We start from the raw sequence: 19,211 nt of genomic DNA, 5'->3' as shown, positions 1-19,211 counted from the left end.
AAATAAAGCTATGACAAATTTGAAGGATTTTCGCAGAATTAAATTATCACTATGTACATTTTTAATATGTTTTTCTGCATTATTATCATTCGCTCAAGAACATACTGCAAATAAGAATAGTTTTTGGAGCCACGTAGAATATGGAGGAGGTATTGGTTTAAATTTTGGCGATGGCTTTTTTAGCGGATCTTTAGCACCAAATGCACTTTACAGATTTAACCCTTACGTCGCCACTGGTATTGGTCTTAACTTCTCATATAGCAGCCAAAAAGATGTGTTTAAATCTACTGTTTTAGGAGGAAGTCTTATTGGTCTATTCAATCCGTATCGCGAAGTTCAGATTTCAACAGAATTTGAACAACTACATGTGAGCCGCAAATTTGACGATAGATATACTTCTTTTGGTGATGAAGAATACTGGTATCCTGCCCTATTTATAGGAGCAGGTTATTCGAGTGGCAATGTCACTATTGGTATTAGGTATGATGTCCTTTACGACAAAGATAAAAGTATATATTCCGAAGCTTGGATGCCTTTTGTCCGTTTTAGGTTTTAAAAAATCTAAAATATATACACTAAAAATTTCTTGACATAAATTTAACGAAACCCTCAGTTATACTGAGGGTTTCTGATTTTACAATCTAAATACGTTTAGGTTACTTCTATCTAAAAGAAATAAGCAAATCATTAAATAGGATAAATTTATCCTATTTATGACAAAAGTCATATAATTTCTAATTCTTACTATTTAAATTTGACAAAAATAAAATCTAAAACAATGAAAAAATATCTAAAATTATTATCGATAATCGCTATTGCAACTGTATTAAGTTGTGGCGGTAATGACTCAAAAAAACAAGAATCTACTTATGGAAAAAAAGCCCCAGTTAAAACCGAAAAAAAAGTTGCTGCTTCTGAGCGTATAGAACTCTCTAATAAAGGAGTTGGCCCAATTACATCTATAACATTAGATGCGGAAATTAATGAAGATATGGCTGCTCATGGCATGGAGGTTTACAACAAAATGTGTACCGCTTGCCATAAAGCAGACAAGAAGTTTATTGGCCCAGCACCAACAGGTATCTTAAAAAGACGATCTCCAGAATGGGTAATGAACATGATTTTAAATCCAGAAGGCATGGTAAAAGAAGACCCTTTAGCAAAAGATTTATTAATGGAATTTAATGGAGCGCCTATGGCAAACCAAGGTCTTACCGAAGAAGATGCCAGAGCAGTGTTAGAATATTTTAGAACTTTAAAATAATAAATTATGAAATAAGCATGTTCAAAATTTATCACTCAAAGGAAGGATGAATAGAGAACAGCTTTTTATCATAAAAAACGACACCTATGAAACCAATCAAACAACTCTAAGGATTTTTTAAAGAAATATAAAAAATTAGGACAAGCTAATAACAGCTACGTTCAAGTAGAAGTTGTATAGGGGTAACCCATGATTGGTGGCGCAAGAATATTAGCAAGTATTAAAACCGGAAATGGTATAGTACACGTTATAGACAAAGTTTTATTACCACCAACTGATTAATGCTAACACTAATTAAATCTATAAACAATGAAAAATATATTAAAATCAACACTGGCAATTGTAGCGGTTTTTGCCGCATTCACAAGCTGTAATAATTCTGGTAAATCTAATAACTCCGGAGCCCTATCTAGCAATAATGCTGAGAAAGTTTATGTTGCTCCTGGAGAGCATGATTCTCACTATGCTTTTATTTCTGGTGGCTATAGTGGTAACCTTACCGTTTATGGCTTACCCTCTGGACGTATGTTTAAAGAGATTCCTGTTTTCTCTCAATTTCCAACCAATGGTTATGGTTATTCTGAAGAAACCAAACCGATGTTAGAAACGTCTTATGGATTTGTACCTTGGGATGATTCTCACCACCCAGATATCTCTCAAACTAATGGAAAATTAGATGGTCGTTGGGTATTTATTAATGGTAATAATACACCTCGTATTGCTAGAATTAGTTTAACCACATTTGAAACTGAAGAAATAATTGAAGTTCCAAATAGTGCAGGTAACCACAGTTCTTCTTTTATTACCGAAAATACTGAATATGTGGTAGCTGGAACACGTTTTTCTGTTCCAATTCCACAGGAAGACATATCTATTAAAGACTACAAAGGAAACTTTAAAGGGGCTTTATCGTTCATATCTGTAGATCCAGAACATGGGCATATGGATATAAAATTCCAAGTCCTAATGCCAGGTTTTAACTATGATTTATCACATCCTGGACGTGGAAAATCTCATGGTTGGTTCTTCTTTACTACTTATAATACAGAAGAAGCTAATTCACTTTTAGAAGTTAATGCGTCTCAAAACGATAAAGATTTTATTGCAGCCATCAACTGGAAAAAAATTGAAGAATATGTAAATAATGGTGGTGGTACAATGATGCCGGCTAATTATGCACATAATATTCATAGTGATGCTACTCACACCGCAACATCTACTATAAAAAAAGAAGTACGTGTCGTTAATCCGTCAGATGTTCCTGGTGCTGTATACTTATTACCAACACCAAAATCACCACATGGTTGTGATGTAGATCCTTCTGGGGAGTATATTGTAGGTAATGGTAAATTATCAGCTAACTTAACCGTACACTCATTTACAAAAATGTTAGCAGCCATCGAAGCCGAAAAATTTGCTGGAGAAGCCTATGGTATTCCCATCTTAAATTTCGAAGATGTTTTAGCAGGCGTGGTCGAACAGCCAGGCTTAGGTCCTTTACATACTGAATTTGATGGCAAAGGAAATGCATACACCACCTTCTTTATTTCTTCTGAAGTTGTAAAATGGAAATTAGACACATGGGAAGTTGTTGACAGAAAACCCACCTATTACTCAGTTGGTCACTTAACAATTCCTGGAGGAAACTCAGCAGAACCTTTTGGTAAGTACATGTTTGCCATGAACAAAATAACAAAAGATCGCTATTTACCAACTGGTCCAGAAATGGAACACTCTGCTCAGTTATATGATATTTCTGGAGAAAAAATGGAATTACTTTTAGATTTCCCTACCCATGGTGAACCACATTATGCCGCAGCAATTCCGGCAGAAATTGTAAAAAACAACTCTCGAAAAATATTTAAATTAACAGAAAACGAACACCCTAGAAAAGCATTAAGTGATGCTGAAACTAAAATTGTTAGAGATGGTAAAAATGTTCATGTTTATATGACGATGATACGTAGTCACTTTTCACCAGATAATATTGAAGGTGTTAAGGTTGGCGATAAAGTATTTTTCCATGTTACTAACTTAGAACAAGATTTTGATGTCCCTCATGGTTTTGCTATGATTGGCGCTAGAAATGCTGAATTATTAATTGCACCAGGACAAACCAGGACTTTAACTTGGGAACCAGAAAGAGTTGGTGTTTGGCCATTCTATTGCACAGATTTCTGTTCTGCGTTACACCAAGAAATGCAAGGCTATGTGCGTGTATCTCCTGCTGATTCAAACATTGAATTGTCCTGGTCTTTAGGTGAATAATTAATTACAAGGATTTAGGAGGATTTTGTTTTAGTGTTTATTTTCCTAATATAAGGCGAGAGTTGACATATCGCTCTCGCCTTTCTTTTTAAAACACTATTACCTAAATGGTTAATTAAAACTATTTCATATTATGAAAAAGGCTGGAATTATAATGGTAATAGGATCCTTATTGTTGTTAGGGCTTTTTAAATTTCCCTTATGGAACATCATGCTAGGTGCTCCACAATATCCTGAACCATTGGGAATGAATATTTATATTCAAGGTATAAAAGGCGTACAAGAATTTGACCTTCAAAATATAGATGGTTTAAACCACTATATTGGCATGAAAACGATTCCTAAGCCCGAAGAAATGTGGGAGTTCTCAGTGTTTCCTAAAGTTATTATAGGCATGGTTATTCTTGGTGGAATCATTGGTGTAATGGGCTTTTTTGAAAAAATAAGCTATAAATACTTTTTAGGTTGGTTTGCATTAATGTCTGTATTAGGTGTTTTAGGTATGTACGATTTTAACAACTGGTTAATAGACTATGGTAGTAACTTAGACCCGCATGCTATTATTAAAGTAACCAATCCAGATGGAACACCAATGAGTTACAAACCACCGTTAATTGGCTATCAAAAATTACTAAACTTTGATGTAGATTCATGGCCACACATAGGCGGATATCTTATGTTTGTTGGTATGGCTCTAACACTAGTTGCTTTTTGGTTAGGCAGAAAAGCAAGCTTAAAACCAACAACACAGTAAATAATACAGTAATTTAAAATCACTAAAGGCATGAAAACACTAAAACACTATTCTAGCATTACAGTATTACTATTGTTATTTAATTGTAATGCAAAACCCGAACCGATAATTTACGGAAGCGATGGTTGCCACTTTTGCTCAATGACTATTGTAGACAAGACCCACGCCGCAGAAATTGTAACAAAAAAAGGAAAAGTCTATAAATTTGATGCTACAGAATGTATGATCAACTTCATGAATGATTTTGATACCGCTGACATTGAACTCTACTTATCTAATAATTACACGGAACCCGAAACTTTAATTGATGCTACAAAAGCAACCTTTCTAATAAGTGAAAATATTCCTAGCCCTATGGGAGCATTTCTTTCTGCCTTTAAAGATAAGGCTGATGCTGAAAAATTTAAAGCAGAAAAAGGAGGCGATTTATACACTTGGGAAACCTTACTAGCCAAACATAACGACTAGTAGTATGAAACACATCATCTTTTTAATAGCTGCCATTTTTATGGCCAACTCAACTATTGCCCAAACTATAGAGGTTTGCAAAACCTGCCCTAATTCAACATTAAAAAAAGGTATTGCGAACGCTAAAAGTTTCGATACCATTGTTGTTAAAAACGGAACATACAAAGAACACAACGTAATTGTGGATAAACCCTTAACTATAATCGGCAAAAATTATCCTGTTATTGATGGAGAGTTAAAAGGCGAAATCATAACCATAATTTCTGATAGTGTTACTGTTGACGGTTTATTTATTAAAAATGTTGGTAATAGCTATACTGAAGATTATGCCGCTATTCGTGTTAAAAACAGTAAACATTTTTTAATTCAGAACTTGGTTTTAGAAAAACTATTCTTTGGGATTTATATCGAAAAATCCAGATACGGTAAAATATTTCATAATAAGATTGTTGGAGAAGCTGTTGAGGAATATAATTCAGGCAATGGGATTCAATTGTGGTATAGTAAAAATGTAGAAATTGAACATAATTTTGTGCAACATGTTCGGGATGGCATTTATTTAGAGTTTTCTGATTTTTGTACGATTAAGAACAATGAAAGTACTTTAAATGTACGTTACGGTTTACACTTTATGTTTTCTAACGATGACACCTACCAAGACAACACGTTTGAAAACAACGGAGCTGGTGTCGCAGTGATGTTTTCAAAACGTATCAAAATGTTCAACAATACGTTTAAAGAAAATTGGGGAACAGCTTCTTATGGCCTATTACTCAAAGAAATTAATGATGCCGAAATTGAAGGTAATACCTTTGAGGACAACACCATTGGGATTAATGTAGAAGGTTCTAATCGTATCAGCTACAAGCATAATACATTTAAAGAAAATGGTTGGGCTGTTAAGGTAAAAGGCGCTTGTTACACCAATATTTTCACAGAGAACAATTTTTTATATAATTCCTTTGACATTGCGTATAATAGTAAGGTTAATGACAATGCATTTGATAGAAATTACTGGAGTAATTATACAGGTTACGATTTAGATAAAAATGGCATTGGAGATGTGCCTTACAGACCCGTAAAACTGTTTTCCTATATCGTAAACCGCACCCCAGAAACTATCATTTTGCTACGCAGTATGTTTATAGATATCATCGATTTTTCTGAAAAAGTATCGCCTGTTTTTACACCAGATGATTTATTGGACAACAACCCACAAATAAAAAAACTGACATGGTAACCATAGAAAATTTACATAAAAAATTCGGAAAAAACCAAGTATTAAGTGGTGTTGATTTACACATTCACGAAGGTGGAATATTTGCGGTACTCGGACCAAACGGCTCTGGCAAAACGACGTTGATAAAATCCGTTTTGGGAATGGTGATTCCAGATAAAGGAAACATTACGGTACATGGCGAAAACATAAAAAAGAATTCTGATTACAGACATAAAATTGACTACCTACCACAGATTGCCAACTTTCCGAGTAACCTTAAAGTTAAAGAATTAATTAAAATGATTAAGGATTTACGGAAACAAACCGATGAAGACCAGCGTTTAATTGACCTTTTTAAACTAGAACCTTTTCTAGAAAAAAAATTAGGTAACCTTTCTGGTGGAACCAAGCAAAAAGTGAACCTTGTTTTAACGTTTATGTTCGATAGTCCATTAATTATTTTAGACGAACCAACCACAGGCTTAGATCCTATTTCACTCATTAGATTAAAAGATTTAATAAAAGTTGAAAAAGCTAAAGGAAAAACGGTGCTTATAACATCTCATATTATGAGTTTTGTTGAAGAAATATCCGATGAGATCGTATTCATTCTCGAAGGTAAAATTTACTTTAAAGGCAGCATTCAAAAATTAAAAACCAAGACCAATCAACCCGATTTTGAACATGCGATTGCGTCTATATTATCCGATAACCATGCTTAAGATATTAAAATATAGTTTTTACGATTTGATGCGTAGCCGCTGGAGTTACGTCTACTTCGCCTTCTATTTATTGTTGGGTGTTGTGTTATTGTTTCTAAATAATGATTTATCAAAAGCAGTGATTACATTAATGAACGTCATCATTGTTTTAGTGCCATTAATAGGCACCATTTTTGGCGTGATGTATTATTATAATTCGCAAGAATTTACAGAGTTACTTTTGGCTCAACCTGTAAAACGGTCGTCCATATTTTTAGGTCAATATTTAGGTGTCGCTTTATCCTTATCTATGAGTTTAATTTTAGGTTTAGGCATTCCATTTGTGTTTTACGGTTTATTTGAAAGTAGTGCCATTTGGGATTTTTCACTTCTACTTGTTACAGGTACATTTTTAACCTTAATTTTTACCGCTTTAGCTTTTAATATTGCCTTAACTAACGAGAATAAAATTAAAGGATTTGGTTACGCTATTTTACTTTGGCTATTTCTCGCTGTAATTTATGATGGCTTGTTTTTAATGACCTTAATTCTATTTGAAGATTACCCATTAGACAAGTTGTCTTTAATAGGAACAATGCTAAATCCTATAGATTTATCGAGAACTTTAATCTTATTAAAATTGGACATTTCCGCATTATTAGGATACACTGGCGCTGTTTTTAAACAATTTTTTGGTACCAGTTTTGGTTTTATTATATCCTTTATAATGTTAACCATTTGGGTTGTGATGCCCGTTTTACGCATTGTATTCAAGTCGAAGAAAAAAGATTTTTAGTCAAAAAACATTTTATTTTTTAAAATTATGATCATGAAAAATAGCATTATCATCCTTTTTATAATCCTAACCTTTGGTTGTAAAAACGAAACCGCCAAAGTTGAACCTGAAGCTATTCAAATTGAAGGTTTAACCCTAAACAATAACGAAAAATGGATAGCCAATAAAGAAACACATATTGGTATGAAACGTATCGACTCCATATTAAAAAACGATTCATCATCGAGTGGAAAAATTTTGGGCGAAGCACTTTCAAAACAAACAAGTTATATTATTAAAAGCTGCGATATGGAAGGCGAAGCACACGACCAACTTCATGTTGTATTAATTCCTATTTTAGAAGAAATTACAGATATAAAAGATGTAGAAAATGCTTTAGAACTTAAGAAAAAAGTCACAACCTTAAAACGCTTAACCGCTACCTACTTTCAATATTTTAAAATTTAAGGTTAGCTGACATAAATCATATAATTAAAGACAAATTAGTCCGAATTTAGCGTTATGATATTAAAGGTTATATATAAAGCTACGGCCTTGTTTTTAACGTTCGTTTTAATGATGAACACTATAAACAACGTGGTTATTGTAACCGATTTTGTGATTAACCAAGATTTTATCGCTAAAACACTTTGTATTCAAAAAGGTAATCAAAAAGGTTGTAATGGTAAATGCCAATTAACAAAACAATTAACTCAAAACAACACGGATTCTAATTCAGATACACCAATGAATTTAGTTGATAAAACAGGTTTAGATGCCTTTGTTCTCAATTCAACTTTAGAACATACTGTTAATGATTTTTCTAAAATTTCAAGCTTTCAAAACACTTTCTATTATAGATTAAAACAGCCTTTTTCTGGCTTTTACGACATCGAAACCCCTCCACCAAATTTAAGCTAGTTTTTATGATGCGCTACCAATGCGCAAAATTCTTTTCTTGAAACCCAAAAGGGTTTCAAACAGGATAATTACATTCAAAAACAACTCAAAAACATTCAGATGAAATTTAAATATATATTACCAATCGCCTTTATAGCCTTATTCTTTTCATGCTCAACAGACGACGATAACGACGCAACACAAATTAATGAAGTTGAAGGTTTAGAACTAATTCAAACCATAATTAACGGTAACGAAACTATAGAACTTTACAACGAGAAAGGACAATTTGAAACCGGATATAATCAGGTTAGTCTTCGAATTAAAAACAATACCACAGACACCTATATTGAAAATGCAACACTATCGTGGATGCCCGTAATGCAAATGCCAACGATGCAGCATTCTTGTCCTAAATCTGTTATTACAAAAGCATTAGGAAAAGACACGGTTTACGAAGGTTTTATAATTTACCAAATGACTTATGAAGATGGTTCTGGCTGGTCATTAACACTCAATTATACGATAGATGGCATAGATTATTCCGTCACAGAAACTATTAGCGTAATGCAATATGAAAATCAAAATTCAGTAAGTTTTATGGGAAGTGATGATACTAAATATATTCTCGCATTAATTGAACCAAAAGACCCAACTATTGCTATAAACACGATGAAGGTTGGTCTCTTTAAAATGGAAAATATGATGGCGTTTCCGGTTGTGGAAGATTACACCATTGCTTTAGACCCACGTATGCCAGGCATGGGAAACCATAGCTCACCAAATAATACAGATCTTACGTACAATAATGCAGATAATTTCTACTATGGAGATGTATCGTTAACCATGACGGGTTATTGGAAACTGAACTTAAAACTCTTAAACGAAAACGGCACTGTTTTAAAAGGTGAAGACGTTACAGAGAATAATGAATCTAGCAGCTTGTATTTAGAATTGGAATTCTAATGTCTGCCTCACTGTTTTTATTGAGTGCAGTTGAAAAACCATAACCAATGTATTTTTATAAGTACAATTCAACTGCGCTTAATATGACAGATATATTCCCAAAATACGTAGCCGTCGTTCGTCTTTCCCACTAACAATTTTCGGGATCAAAAAAGGAAACTGTTGGTAAAAAATCACCAACAGTAGCAAAAGCTATTTTCTTAATAATTTAAAACGCTAAAACCTTTAGCCATGAAAACGCTAATAACTATCATGATAGGTGTTTTAATGTCTTCTTTTGGATTTGCACAAGAAGAAATGAACACGATTAAAAACGATACTACAAAACTTGATGAAGTTCTAGTACTATCTAGACGTAAATTAAGTAACCATAGACAAGAAAAAACATTATCTAGCATTGATAATTACTTGGAAAAATCAAACAAAATAACCATGATAAAACGTGGTAATTATGCTTGGGAACCAACACTTAATAATATGGCTAGTGAACGTTTAGTGGTTACGATTGATGGCATGCAAATTTTTGGTGCCTGTACAGATAAAATGGACCCAATAACTTCTTATGTGGATGTCTCTAATCTCGAAAAAGTAGCCATTGGTTCTGGACAAGAAGGCACAGAACATGGTCACTCAATAGGTGGTGGGATCGACTTAAAATTACCAACACCTAAATTCAATGGTTCTGGTTATAAATCAGGATTAGACTTAGGATATGAAACCAACGGTAATTATAAAGCTACTGGTTTAGATTTAGGATACACAGGCCATTCATTTTTTATTAATGCAGATGGGGTTTATAGAAAATCTGATAATTACGATGCAGGAAACACCAAAGAAATCTTGTACTCTCAGTTCGAAAAATATAATATGTCTCTAAAATCGGGTTACAAATTTTCTGATACTCAAAGCATAGATGTCAATCTTATTTATGATAAAGCCACAGATGTCGGTTACCCTGCCTTACCAATGGATGTATCTTTAGCAGAAGCATTAATTACATCATTAACCCATTACTATAAATCTGAGGGTAAAGTATTCAAGTCTTTAGAAACCAAATTGTATTTCAATACCATAACTCATATTATGGACGACACTAAGCGACCTATAGTTCCGATAAGAATGGATATGCCAGGCTGGAGTGATACGTATGGATTTTACAGTAAAGCGGCACTCATCAAAAACCAACATCACTTTACACTTAACCTAAATGGATTTTATAACAAGTCTCTAGCAGAAATGACCATGTTTTCAAATAATCCCGAAGAACCAGATATGTTTATGTATACATGGCCAGATATTAGAACCTTGTATTCTGGTATTTTTATAAAAGATGACTTTCATTTTAGTGAGCATGAAACACTGGCCTCTTCGTTAAGATTAGGGTATCATAGTAGCGAAATAGCTAAAGACGTCGGAGTTCAAAGTCTTGAGATTTTTCATGGCAATGTAGATGAACAAAACGACCGATTCCTCATTAGTTTAGCGTCAACCTATCAACTTAAAAAAGATAATTACAACCTATCTTTGGGTTTAGGTTATGGTGAACGTGCACCTTCGGTTAGTGAAGGTTATGGCTTTTATTTATTTAACAGTTTTGATAATTACGATTATATAGGCAACCCAAATTTAAAAGATGAAAAAGCCTTAGATGTCAACCTTAACTTCAAACAAAAATTCAATGATTTTGAAATAGGCTTAGAAACCTCATACTTCTATATAATGGATTATATTATTGGAGAATTAACACCAAATGTAAGTTCAATGACCATTGGAGCCAATGGTGTACGCGTTTATACGGCTTTAGACCATGCTTCTATTTTTAGCTCGTATCTTAATAGTAGTTATAAAATATCTAAACGTTTTACCGTAAACGGAACCATTGGCTATAACTACGGAAAAGGTAATAATGGCGAAAACCTACCACTTATAAAACCGGTTTCATATTTTGCTGAATTCAATTATAACACACCAAAATTCAATGCTGCATTACAATTAGATGGTAACGGTAACCAAAGTAATTATAGTCGTTTGTACGGCGAAAATGAAACGGCAGATTATGCTATTTTGAATCTTAATTTAGGCAATGTATTTTATCATAAACTCGGAAAAACAATCCTTAAATACGGTGTTGAAAATATGTTAGACACCAACTATTCCACCTACGCAGATTGGAATAACGTTCCCAGACAAGGATGTAATTTTTATGTGAATCTGTCTTTTGTTTTTCGGTAGATTTCATTTACAACACCACATCCTTCTATTTCACATCCTTCTATTTATTTATTGATGAACTCACATAATATCGTATCCTTTGTTTAACAACTGTTAATTTTTTTGTATTTTTTAAAAGTGATATGACAAATGTCATGATTTTATAGTACAGACTAAATTACTTTTGAATTCAATTAGGATAAAAACATCTTAATTAAATTTTGAAAGAGAATTAAACACTAAAACCACATCAAAATGAAACATTTTAAACTAGCCTTAAGTATTCTTTTAATTGGAATATTATCTTTTACATCTTGCAAAGAGAACGCTAAAAAAGAAGGATCTAATACCGCAGAAATTCCTGTAAGTAGAGAAATGATCGCAGAATTAACAAGTCCTCCTAATGTACCAACACCAGTAGGAAGACGAAAAGCCAAAAAGCTCATTGTTAATATGGAAATTCTTGAACAAGAGGGCGAATTAACAGGAGGTGTAAAATACATGTATTGGACTTTTGGTGGTTCTGTACCTGGAAGCTTTATAAGAACACGCGTTGGTGACGAAGTGGAATTTACATTATCTAACCATCCAGATAATAAATTACCTCACAACATCGATTTACATGCGGTTACAGGGCCAGGTGGTGGAGCAGAATCTTCATTTGTAGCACCAGGACACGAAAAAACATTTTCATTTAAAACCTTAAATCCTGGACTTTACGTTTACCATTGTGCTACAGCACCAGTTGGTATGCACATTGCCAACGGTATGTACGGATTAATTCTTGTTGAGCCAGAAGGCGGATTACCACCAGTAGATAAAGAATATTACGTTATGCAAGGTGATTTTTACACCAAAGGCAAAAATGGTGAACGTGGATTACAACCTTTTGATATGCAGAAAGCAGTTGACGAAAAAGCCGATTACGTTGTGTTTAATGGAAGCGTCGATGGATTAACTGGAGATAATGCATTAACCGCTAAAGTTGGTGAAACTGTTAGACTTTATGTGGGTAATGGAGGTCCTAACTTAGTCTCTTCTTTCCATGTAATTGGTGAGATATTTGATAAAGTACATGTAGAAGGTGGTGAATTAATAAATGAAAACATTCAAACTACATTGATACCTGCAGGTGGAGCATCTATTGTAGAGTTTCGTGTAGATGTACCAGGTTCATTAGTTTTAGTAGATCATTCCATTTTTAGAGCCTTTAATAAAGGAGCTTTAGGCATCTTAAATGTTGAAGGTGAAGAGGACAAGAAAATTTATTCTGGTGAGATACGAGAAGGAATTTATTTGCCTGAAGGTCCTGGTATACAAAACATGCCAACAACTGACGAAATTGTAGAATCTGAAATTCCGGCAAAATCATTTGATGAACAAATGAAATTTGGTAAACAAGTATATATGCAAACCTGCTTTGCATGTCACCAATCAGAAGGTCAAGGTATTCCTAATGCATTTCCACCCTTGGCTAATTCAGATTACTTAAATGCAGATGTAAATCGTGCGATTGGTGTTGTAGTCAATGGATTAAGTGGTGAAATTACAGTTAATGGAGACACATATAACAGTGTAATGACCAAGCAAATGATTTCTTCAGACGATGTAGCTAACGTTTTAACTTACGTCTATAACAGTTGGGGAAACTCTAAAGAAGTAGTCACCAAAGAAATGGTTGAAAAAGTAAAAAACCAATAAACTCAAAGTTATGACAACCAAAATCTTTAGTTTGTTCTTAGTAAGCTTGGCGATACAGTCCTTTATGTTTGGGCAAGCTAAAGATATGGCTGTCATTGAAGGTAGCCGATACATTCCTTTATACGGCCGAGACTCTACAGTTGTGGAAGTCCAGGATTTTAAAATGGATATCTATCCTGTAACTATTGAAGCATATCAGCAATTTCTTAAAGAGAATCCAAAGTGGACAAAATCTAAAGTTGTAAAGCTTTTTGCAGACAAAAGTTATTTAACTAATTGGAAAAACGATTTAGAACCCAACGACGCTATCAATCCTAAAAGTCCGGTTAATTATGTATCATGGTTTGCCGCCAAAGCTTACTGCGAATGCCAAGACAAACGTTTACCAACAGTAGACGAATGGGAATATGTTGCCATGGCAGACGAAACCACAAAAGATGCACGCATAAAACCATCTTATAACGAAAAAATACTAGCCTGGTACGAAGCGCCAAGAACAAAAGAAAATAGCGTTGGCGAAACCCCTAAGAATGCTTGGGGAGTTTACGATTTACACGGTTTGGTTTGGGAGTGGACGCTAGATTTTAATTCGGTTTTAATAACAGGTGAGTCTCGTAAAGACATGGATAATGACAACAACCTATTTTGTGGAAGTGCAGCTATAAATGCAACCGATTTAATGAATTATGCAGCCTTTATGCGCTATGCCACAAGAGGCAGCTTAAAAGCTAAATACGCCATGAAAAACTTAGGCTTTCGCTGTGTTCAAGATATTAAAGAAGAAACGAAATGATAATTGTAAATAAAAATCACGAAAAGGTAATTACTATGAAAAACGTGAGTAAACATATAAGACTAATACTATCAACGTTTTTACTACTGGTCGTTGTAACATCTTGTAAATCTGACCACTCTAAAAACACCGAACACGAATTGGCCGCTTATCAATGCCCTATGCAATGTGAAGGCGACAAAACTTATGATGAAATAGGCACTTGTCCTGTGTGTAAAATGGATTTAAAACAACTTGAAAACGATTCAAAAGCATTAGAAACCAATGAAATTTCAGAGGAATCCATTTTTAACTTAACCAGTAAATGGCATACGGAAGAAGGTAATGAAATTGTACTCGAAGATTTAAAAGGAAAAACTTTAGTCATGGTAATGATTTACACGTCTTGTAAAGCGGCTTGCCCAAGATTAGTAGCCGACATGCGAAATATTGAAGCTCAAATTCCAGCTGAAAATATTAAAAATGTACAATTTGCATTAGTATCTATTGATCCGGAAACAGACACACCAGAACGCTTAAAAGCTTTTGCTATTGAAAACGCGATGGATGGTGAACAGTGGACATTTTTACAAGGTACAGATAGTGGTGTTCGCGAATTTGCTAATGTCCTTTCTGTAAAATACAAAGAGATTTCTCCTATAGATTTTTCACATTCAAATATTATTAGTGTGTTTAATTCTCGAGGCGAACTAAAACACCAACAAGAAGGGTTAGGTGTTAATAACAAAGAAACTATTGAAACCATTCTGGAGCTAACCAAATAAGCATCCTATGAGGTTTTATGGCGGCTAAGCGTAGTCGAAGTCAAAACCTTGTAGATATAACAACCAAAATTATTATGAAAACCATTCTAACAATCCTATTTCTGGGAGTTGTAATGACCTCCTACACCCAAGAATTTGAAATGTCTACAGAACTAAGACCTCGTTTTGAATATAGACATGGTTACAAAACCTTAATCCCAAATGACATTGATGCAGCATCATTTATATCACAACGCACGCGATTAAATTTTAATTACAAAAGCGATAAATTAAACGCATACGTAGCATTTCAGAATGTGCGTGTTTGGGGAGATGTAACAACAACATCGCTGACAGACAAAAACGGAATTACAGTACATGAAGCCTGGGCGCAATTGCTATTCAATTCAAAATTATCACTAAAATTAGGACGGCAAGAAATTAATTATGACGACCAAAGATTATTTGGTAGTGTTGGTTGGGCACAACAAGCTAGAAGTCATGATGCTTTAATTGTAACTTATAAACCCAACGCTAATAATCGTTTAGATTTAGGTTTGGCAATGAATGAAACGGCAGAAACACTATTTGAAACAAACTACACTGTAAATAATTATAAAGCGTTTCAATATGTATGGTATCACACATCTATAGATGCCGTAGGATTAAGTTTTTTACTATTGAATAATGGCTTAGCCTATGAGGATACTAATAATGAACAGAAGGTGGATTATAATCAAACCATTGGTTCTCGGTTTACCTTTGAAAAAGACAAATTTAATGCCGATGCTTCAGTCTATTTTCAAACAGGGAAAATTGCCGATACAGAACTCAGTGCTTTTAATGTTGCAGCCAATGCATCTTACAAAATTAACGCTAAATTTAAAATAGGTTTAGGTGCAGAGTATCTTTCTGGAACAGATATGAACGCAACAGAAAACACATTAAAATCATTCAATCCTTGGTTTGGCACCAACCACAAGTTTAATGGCTTAATGGATTATTTTTATGTTGGAAATCATACTAATTCCGTTGGTCTATTAGATATAAATGCCACATTTGGCTATCAGAAAGATAAGTTTTCTGCAACATTAGTACCTCATCTATTTTCTTCTGCTGCTACGGTTATTGATAATACAAATAATGAAATGAGTAATAGCTTAGGAACCGAATTGGATTTAATTATAGGCTATAAATGGACAAAAGACATCAGTTTTAATGCCGGCTATTCGCAGATGTTTGCAACAGAAACCATGGAGGTTTTAAAAGCGGGCAATAAAGACAATACCAACAATTGGGCTTGGGTAATGATCACTATTAAACCAAGTCTATTTAAAACGACGTTTGATGATTAAAAAGTAGTGGCTTTAGTTTTTTAACTTAGGAAAAACCACTTAATCATGTTTCAATTTCCCTGTGAGTTCTTTAATTTCGATAACAAAAACAATAGGTGTTTCGTCAGATTCTATTTTCGCTGAAAACTCACTAATAAAATCTAAATCGCGTAATTCTTTTCGCATTACAACATCTTTTACACCCAAAGAAAACTCGTGTAATAAGGCTTTGGCACTACTGCGTTCAAGTTCTATATACTGACCATGAGCAACAACAGATTTCCAATTGGTTATGGTTGTTATTTCTGTTACCTCTAATGCTACTGCCTTTTGTTGACGTAATGCATTTATTTTATGACCATCACCAGAATAACAAATAATCCTATTGTCCTTTTCTGAATAAAAATAGGTTATTGGCACAACAAAAGGTCTATTTTGATATATATATGCCAAATGACCTATGTAACTTCGGCCTAATACCAACTCACATTCTTCTCTATTTAAGGACTTTATCATAATTTTATTAGGTGTTAATATTTAACATCAATACTAAACTAATGACAGTGTAGTACTAATAACGGCAACTTCATTCGAGACGTTAATTCTTTACTTGGTGAATCATTAAATAAACGATTTAAAAAGGATTTATCTTTTTTTATAAAAGCAGTTATATCAATGGTATTGGTTTGCAGATAACTAGACACTGCGTAATCTACCGGAACATGTTCAATAAGGTGATACTTAGAATCTAAAAGTGCTAGTCTTTCTTTATCTTTCAAAGCGAGATTAGGTTGTTCACTTTCTGAAGTTATTCTCAGGACATGAAGTTTCAATTTGAAACCCTCTATAAAATCTATTATATTTTCTAGTAAATCAGTGTCTATAACATCGTCTGCATTTAGAGAAACCAAAAACTCATTAACAGGTAAAAAGCTAAAATTATTTGGAATGACTAAAGTTTTGCAGTTCACTTTTTTGATGACGTTAATCGTATTACTGCCAAAAATAACCTCTTTAACATTAGATGCACCATTACTTCCCATAACCACAAAATCTATTGCATATTTAGTCACAGCTTGATTAATGGCATCTGTAAACACGTCATAATCTATAACATATTCAAACTGATAATCTTTGGTTTTATTATCAGTTTTCAACGCTTCGATTAAAGCTTTTAATTTCGTTTTTGGTTTTTCTGTTATAGAATCATGAATAGAATTTTTTGGAGACATTAACAAATCGTCCGACACATAACCACCTACTTTATGCACGTACATAATGTAAAATGTACATGTTTTGGAGGCAAAAAACTGCATCGCATAAGAAATTGCATTTGTAGCATTCTTAGAAAAATCCGTAAGTAAAAGTACCTTTTTCATAATAATCGAACTTGTCTCTAAAGTTACCGAATCTTATTATTAAGAAAAATGATATTAATCATATATTAAAATTACTACTTCCAAAAGACATCCTTTTCGTTATCTGTAAATTGTTCTGGCTGATGGATTTTTTCAATTTGAAGAAACTCTTCTTCTGTTGCTACGTTTTGAATTTCAGGAAACAAAACACGTTCTTCAAACCGAATATGTTTATCTAACTCTTCTTCAATTTTACTTAAAGTCTTGATGTCATCTTCGCGTTCTTCAAACAAACGTTTTAACCGTCTGTGATCTGCTAAAGCACGTTTCACTAAGTCGTTTTCATCATTGGTTAGAATAGGAAAAATGTGCATTTCTTCTAGTTCAAAATGTGGAATCAAATGATGTTTAAAAAACCAATCTGCATAAGCTCTAATGCGTTTTGGATCGACGTCTTTACTAAATCCTGCTCTAATTTTCCAAGATAACAATAAGCCATGATGATGTTCTCTACTCAAGGGCTGCAATGCTTTATGTCGTTTTTGTGGTTTTTGATGCATAATTTTTATGTTTACTAATATTAATTAATAAGAAGCTGATGCCTAAAGGCAGTAAGATACTAAATAGAAAAAGTAAGCTGTAATAATTTGGAATAATACCGCGTCCTAAATAAAACATAACACCTTGAATTAACAACAATAATTCGGTTAAAACAAAGCCTAAAAGAAAACTATAAATACCAAAATCTAAGGTTTTAGACGTACTGAATAAATTACTTTTTAACATAAAAGCAAATAGAAATCCAGAAATTACCCCCAACATAAGCAAGTGTATAAAACCAATTACAAAATTGTGATGATTAAAAACAACTTGCGAAAATTCTGGCAAAATGGATAAGGATTGAAATACAACTTTAAGAATAAAACAAACCAATGCAAAACAACACATATAAAACACGAACATGTTTTTAGGTTTATCCAATACGTTTAGCTTCTGTTTTATAAGCTGAAAGAATTTTAAAAGTGCTAAAACTTGAAGTATAACCCCCAAACCATTAATCCACATTAAGCTCGTATGAGGTGCAAACCACTGCACTGGCAAAGCAAATGTCAACACCGTTGAAGTCATCAACAAGGCAAAAAAATGCCGAAACGTTTTAGAGTCTTCAATGTTTAAAATATGAAAAAACACCGCTATAACTCCAATTAAAAACCAACCATTAAACTGAAAATGTAAAAAGAATTGAATTGCAATTTGGTAAAATGCAGAAGCTGATCCTAGTATTGAAACTGCTGGTCCTAGACACCAAACACCTAATGTAGAAACACTCATAAACACAAGTGCCAATTTCAGTAGTTTTTGAGTTACTGTAGTGTTTGCCCTTTGGTGTTTCCAAATGAGATATACAAAATAGTAACTGCAAAAAATGTGTAGTGTTGAAAATGCTATAGATATCGCCCCATAACCCTGAATAGGAAAACTAATCATCATCCCAACAACAGCAAACTCGGTTAGCCAAAACAAACGTGTAAAGCTTTTGGGTTTATCTGGAATAAAATAATGAACAAAGAGCGTAAATAACATTAAATATACCCAACCTAACATGGCAACATGAGAATGCGCATGCGTTAAAAACCTATAATTTAAACCAATAGATTCTAAAAACGAGAAACGCAAAGCCAAACCCATTAAGGCTGCAATTAGAAAATTGATTAAACATACGAGGACTAACTTTTTTGGCATCGTTATAGGTTAC

21 protein-coding genes are annotated in these 19,211 nt (G+C 33.5%); 17 read left to right on the top strand and 4 right to left on the bottom strand.

Translation table 11 applies throughout. The annotated features are described in order from the left end of the window. The first annotated feature begins 10 nt into the window (after positions 1-10). The 17 genes from ITJ86_RS08150 to ITJ86_RS08070 all read left to right on the top strand — a co-directional run bounded on the left by ITJ86_RS08150 (position 11) and on the right by ITJ86_RS08070 (position 16,118). Positions 11-556, top strand: coding sequence for an alpha-ketoglutarate decarboxylase (locus ITJ86_RS08150; protein WP_195871141.1), 546 nt, complete (start codon positions 11-13; stop codon positions 554-556). Between the two features lie 222 nt (positions 557-778). Further along, the gene (locus ITJ86_RS08145) at positions 779-1,264 is read left to right on the top strand and encodes a c-type cytochrome (protein ID WP_195871140.1); all 486 of its coding nucleotides are present in this window, start codon (positions 779-781) and stop codon (positions 1,262-1,264) included. 189 nt (positions 1,265-1,453) lie between these two features. Next, a complete protein-coding gene (locus ITJ86_RS17530) occupies positions 1,454-1,546 on the top strand; it encodes a fasciclin domain-containing protein (protein ID WP_317190620.1) in 93 nt (30 codons plus the stop codon). A 27-nt stretch (positions 1,547-1,573) separates the two neighbouring features. Beyond that, a complete protein-coding gene (gene nosZ, locus ITJ86_RS08135; protein ID WP_195871139.1) occupies positions 1,574-3,532 on the top strand; it encodes a Sec-dependent nitrous-oxide reductase in 1,959 nt (652 codons plus the stop codon). A 133-nt stretch (positions 3,533-3,665) separates the two neighbouring features. Continuing rightward, complete coding sequence (locus ITJ86_RS08130) at positions 3,666-4,286, top strand: hypothetical protein (RefSeq protein ID WP_195871138.1); 621 nt, start codon at positions 3,666-3,668, stop codon at positions 4,284-4,286. 30 nt (positions 4,287-4,316) lie between these two features. Further along, positions 4,317-4,754, top strand: a complete 438-nt coding sequence (locus tag ITJ86_RS08125) for a nitrous oxide reductase accessory protein NosL (RefSeq protein ID WP_195871137.1) — start codon at positions 4,317-4,319, stop codon at positions 4,752-4,754. 4 nt (positions 4,755-4,758) lie between these two features. Continuing rightward, positions 4,759-5,994: a nitrous oxide reductase family maturation protein NosD gene (locus ITJ86_RS08120; protein WP_230080251.1), complete on the top strand. Its 1,236-nt coding sequence runs from the start codon at positions 4,759-4,761 to the stop codon at positions 5,992-5,994. Next, the gene (locus ITJ86_RS08115) at positions 5,988-6,695 is read left to right on the top strand and encodes an ABC transporter ATP-binding protein (protein ID WP_195871136.1); all 708 of its coding nucleotides are present in this window, start codon (positions 5,988-5,990) and stop codon (positions 6,693-6,695) included. The genes ITJ86_RS08120 and ITJ86_RS08115 overlap by 7 nt, the downstream gene beginning before the upstream one ends. Continuing rightward, entirely contained in the window at positions 6,688-7,470 is a 783-nt protein-coding gene (locus ITJ86_RS08110; RefSeq protein ID WP_195871135.1) for an ABC transporter permease, read from the top strand. Before ITJ86_RS08115 ends, ITJ86_RS08110 begins: the two co-directional genes overlap by 8 nt. A 33-nt stretch (positions 7,471-7,503) precedes the next feature. Continuing rightward, positions 7,504-7,917 (top strand): hypothetical protein, encoded by a 414-nt coding sequence (locus ITJ86_RS08105; protein WP_230080250.1) that lies wholly within the window; start codon positions 7,504-7,506, stop codon positions 7,915-7,917. Between the two features lie 108 nt (positions 7,918-8,025). Then, positions 8,026-8,370 (top strand): hypothetical protein, encoded by a 345-nt coding sequence (locus ITJ86_RS08100; protein ID WP_195871133.1) that lies wholly within the window; start codon positions 8,026-8,028, stop codon positions 8,368-8,370. Positions 8,371-8,469: 99 nt separating this feature from the next. Next, positions 8,470-9,315 (top strand): hypothetical protein, encoded by an 846-nt coding sequence (locus tag ITJ86_RS08095; RefSeq protein ID WP_195871132.1) that lies wholly within the window; start codon positions 8,470-8,472, stop codon positions 9,313-9,315. Positions 9,316-9,546: 231 nt separating this feature from the next. Continuing rightward, positions 9,547-11,547, top strand: coding sequence for a TonB-dependent receptor plug domain-containing protein (locus tag ITJ86_RS08090; protein WP_195871131.1), 2,001 nt, complete (start codon positions 9,547-9,549; stop codon positions 11,545-11,547). Between the two features lie 234 nt (positions 11,548-11,781). Next, complete coding sequence (gene nirK, locus ITJ86_RS08085) at positions 11,782-13,227, top strand: copper-containing nitrite reductase (RefSeq protein ID WP_195871130.1); 1,446 nt, start codon at positions 11,782-11,784, stop codon at positions 13,225-13,227. A 10-nt stretch (positions 13,228-13,237) separates the two neighbouring features. Next, entirely contained in the window at positions 13,238-14,020 is a 783-nt protein-coding gene (locus ITJ86_RS08080) for a formylglycine-generating enzyme family protein (RefSeq protein WP_195871129.1), read from the top strand. 140 nt (positions 14,021-14,160) lie between these two features. Continuing rightward, positions 14,161-14,784, top strand: coding sequence for an SCO family protein (locus ITJ86_RS08075; protein ID WP_262897300.1), 624 nt, complete (start codon positions 14,161-14,163; stop codon positions 14,782-14,784). A 74-nt stretch (positions 14,785-14,858) separates the two neighbouring features. Then, positions 14,859-16,118, top strand: a complete 1,260-nt coding sequence (locus ITJ86_RS08070; protein ID WP_195871128.1) for an alginate export family protein — start codon at positions 14,859-14,861, stop codon at positions 16,116-16,118. A 39-nt stretch (positions 16,119-16,157) separates the two neighbouring features. Here the strand turns inward: ITJ86_RS08070 and ITJ86_RS08065 are convergent, their stop codons facing one another. The 4 genes from ITJ86_RS08065 to ITJ86_RS08050 all read right to left on the bottom strand — a co-directional run bounded on the left by ITJ86_RS08065 (position 16,158) and on the right by ITJ86_RS08050 (position 19,198). Next, positions 16,158-16,613 (bottom strand): pyridoxamine 5'-phosphate oxidase family protein, encoded by a 456-nt coding sequence (locus ITJ86_RS08065; protein WP_195871127.1) that lies wholly within the window; start codon positions 16,611-16,613, stop codon positions 16,158-16,160. 38 nt (positions 16,614-16,651) lie between these two features. Beyond that, the gene (locus tag ITJ86_RS08060) at positions 16,652-17,476 is read right to left on the bottom strand and encodes a universal stress protein (protein WP_195871126.1); all 825 of its coding nucleotides are present in this window, start codon (positions 17,474-17,476) and stop codon (positions 16,652-16,654) included. Between the two features lie 74 nt (positions 17,477-17,550). Further along, positions 17,551-18,015 carry a hemerythrin domain-containing protein gene (locus tag ITJ86_RS08055; protein WP_195871125.1) on the bottom strand — a complete coding sequence of 155 codons (465 nt, stop codon included), beginning with the start codon at positions 18,013-18,015 and terminating at the stop codon, positions 17,551-17,553. Next, positions 17,987-19,198, bottom strand: coding sequence for a hypothetical protein (locus tag ITJ86_RS08050; protein ID WP_195871124.1), 1,212 nt, complete (start codon positions 19,196-19,198; stop codon positions 17,987-17,989). Before ITJ86_RS08050 ends, ITJ86_RS08055 begins: the two co-directional genes overlap by 29 nt. Between the last annotated feature and the right edge of the window lie 13 nt (positions 19,199-19,211).

Source organism: Winogradskyella marina (genome assembly GCF_015645385.1).
In the GTDB taxonomy this organism is placed as follows: domain Bacteria; phylum Bacteroidota; class Bacteroidia; order Flavobacteriales; family Flavobacteriaceae; genus Winogradskyella; species Winogradskyella marina.
This window is presented reverse-complemented; position numbering and strand designations above follow the sequence as displayed.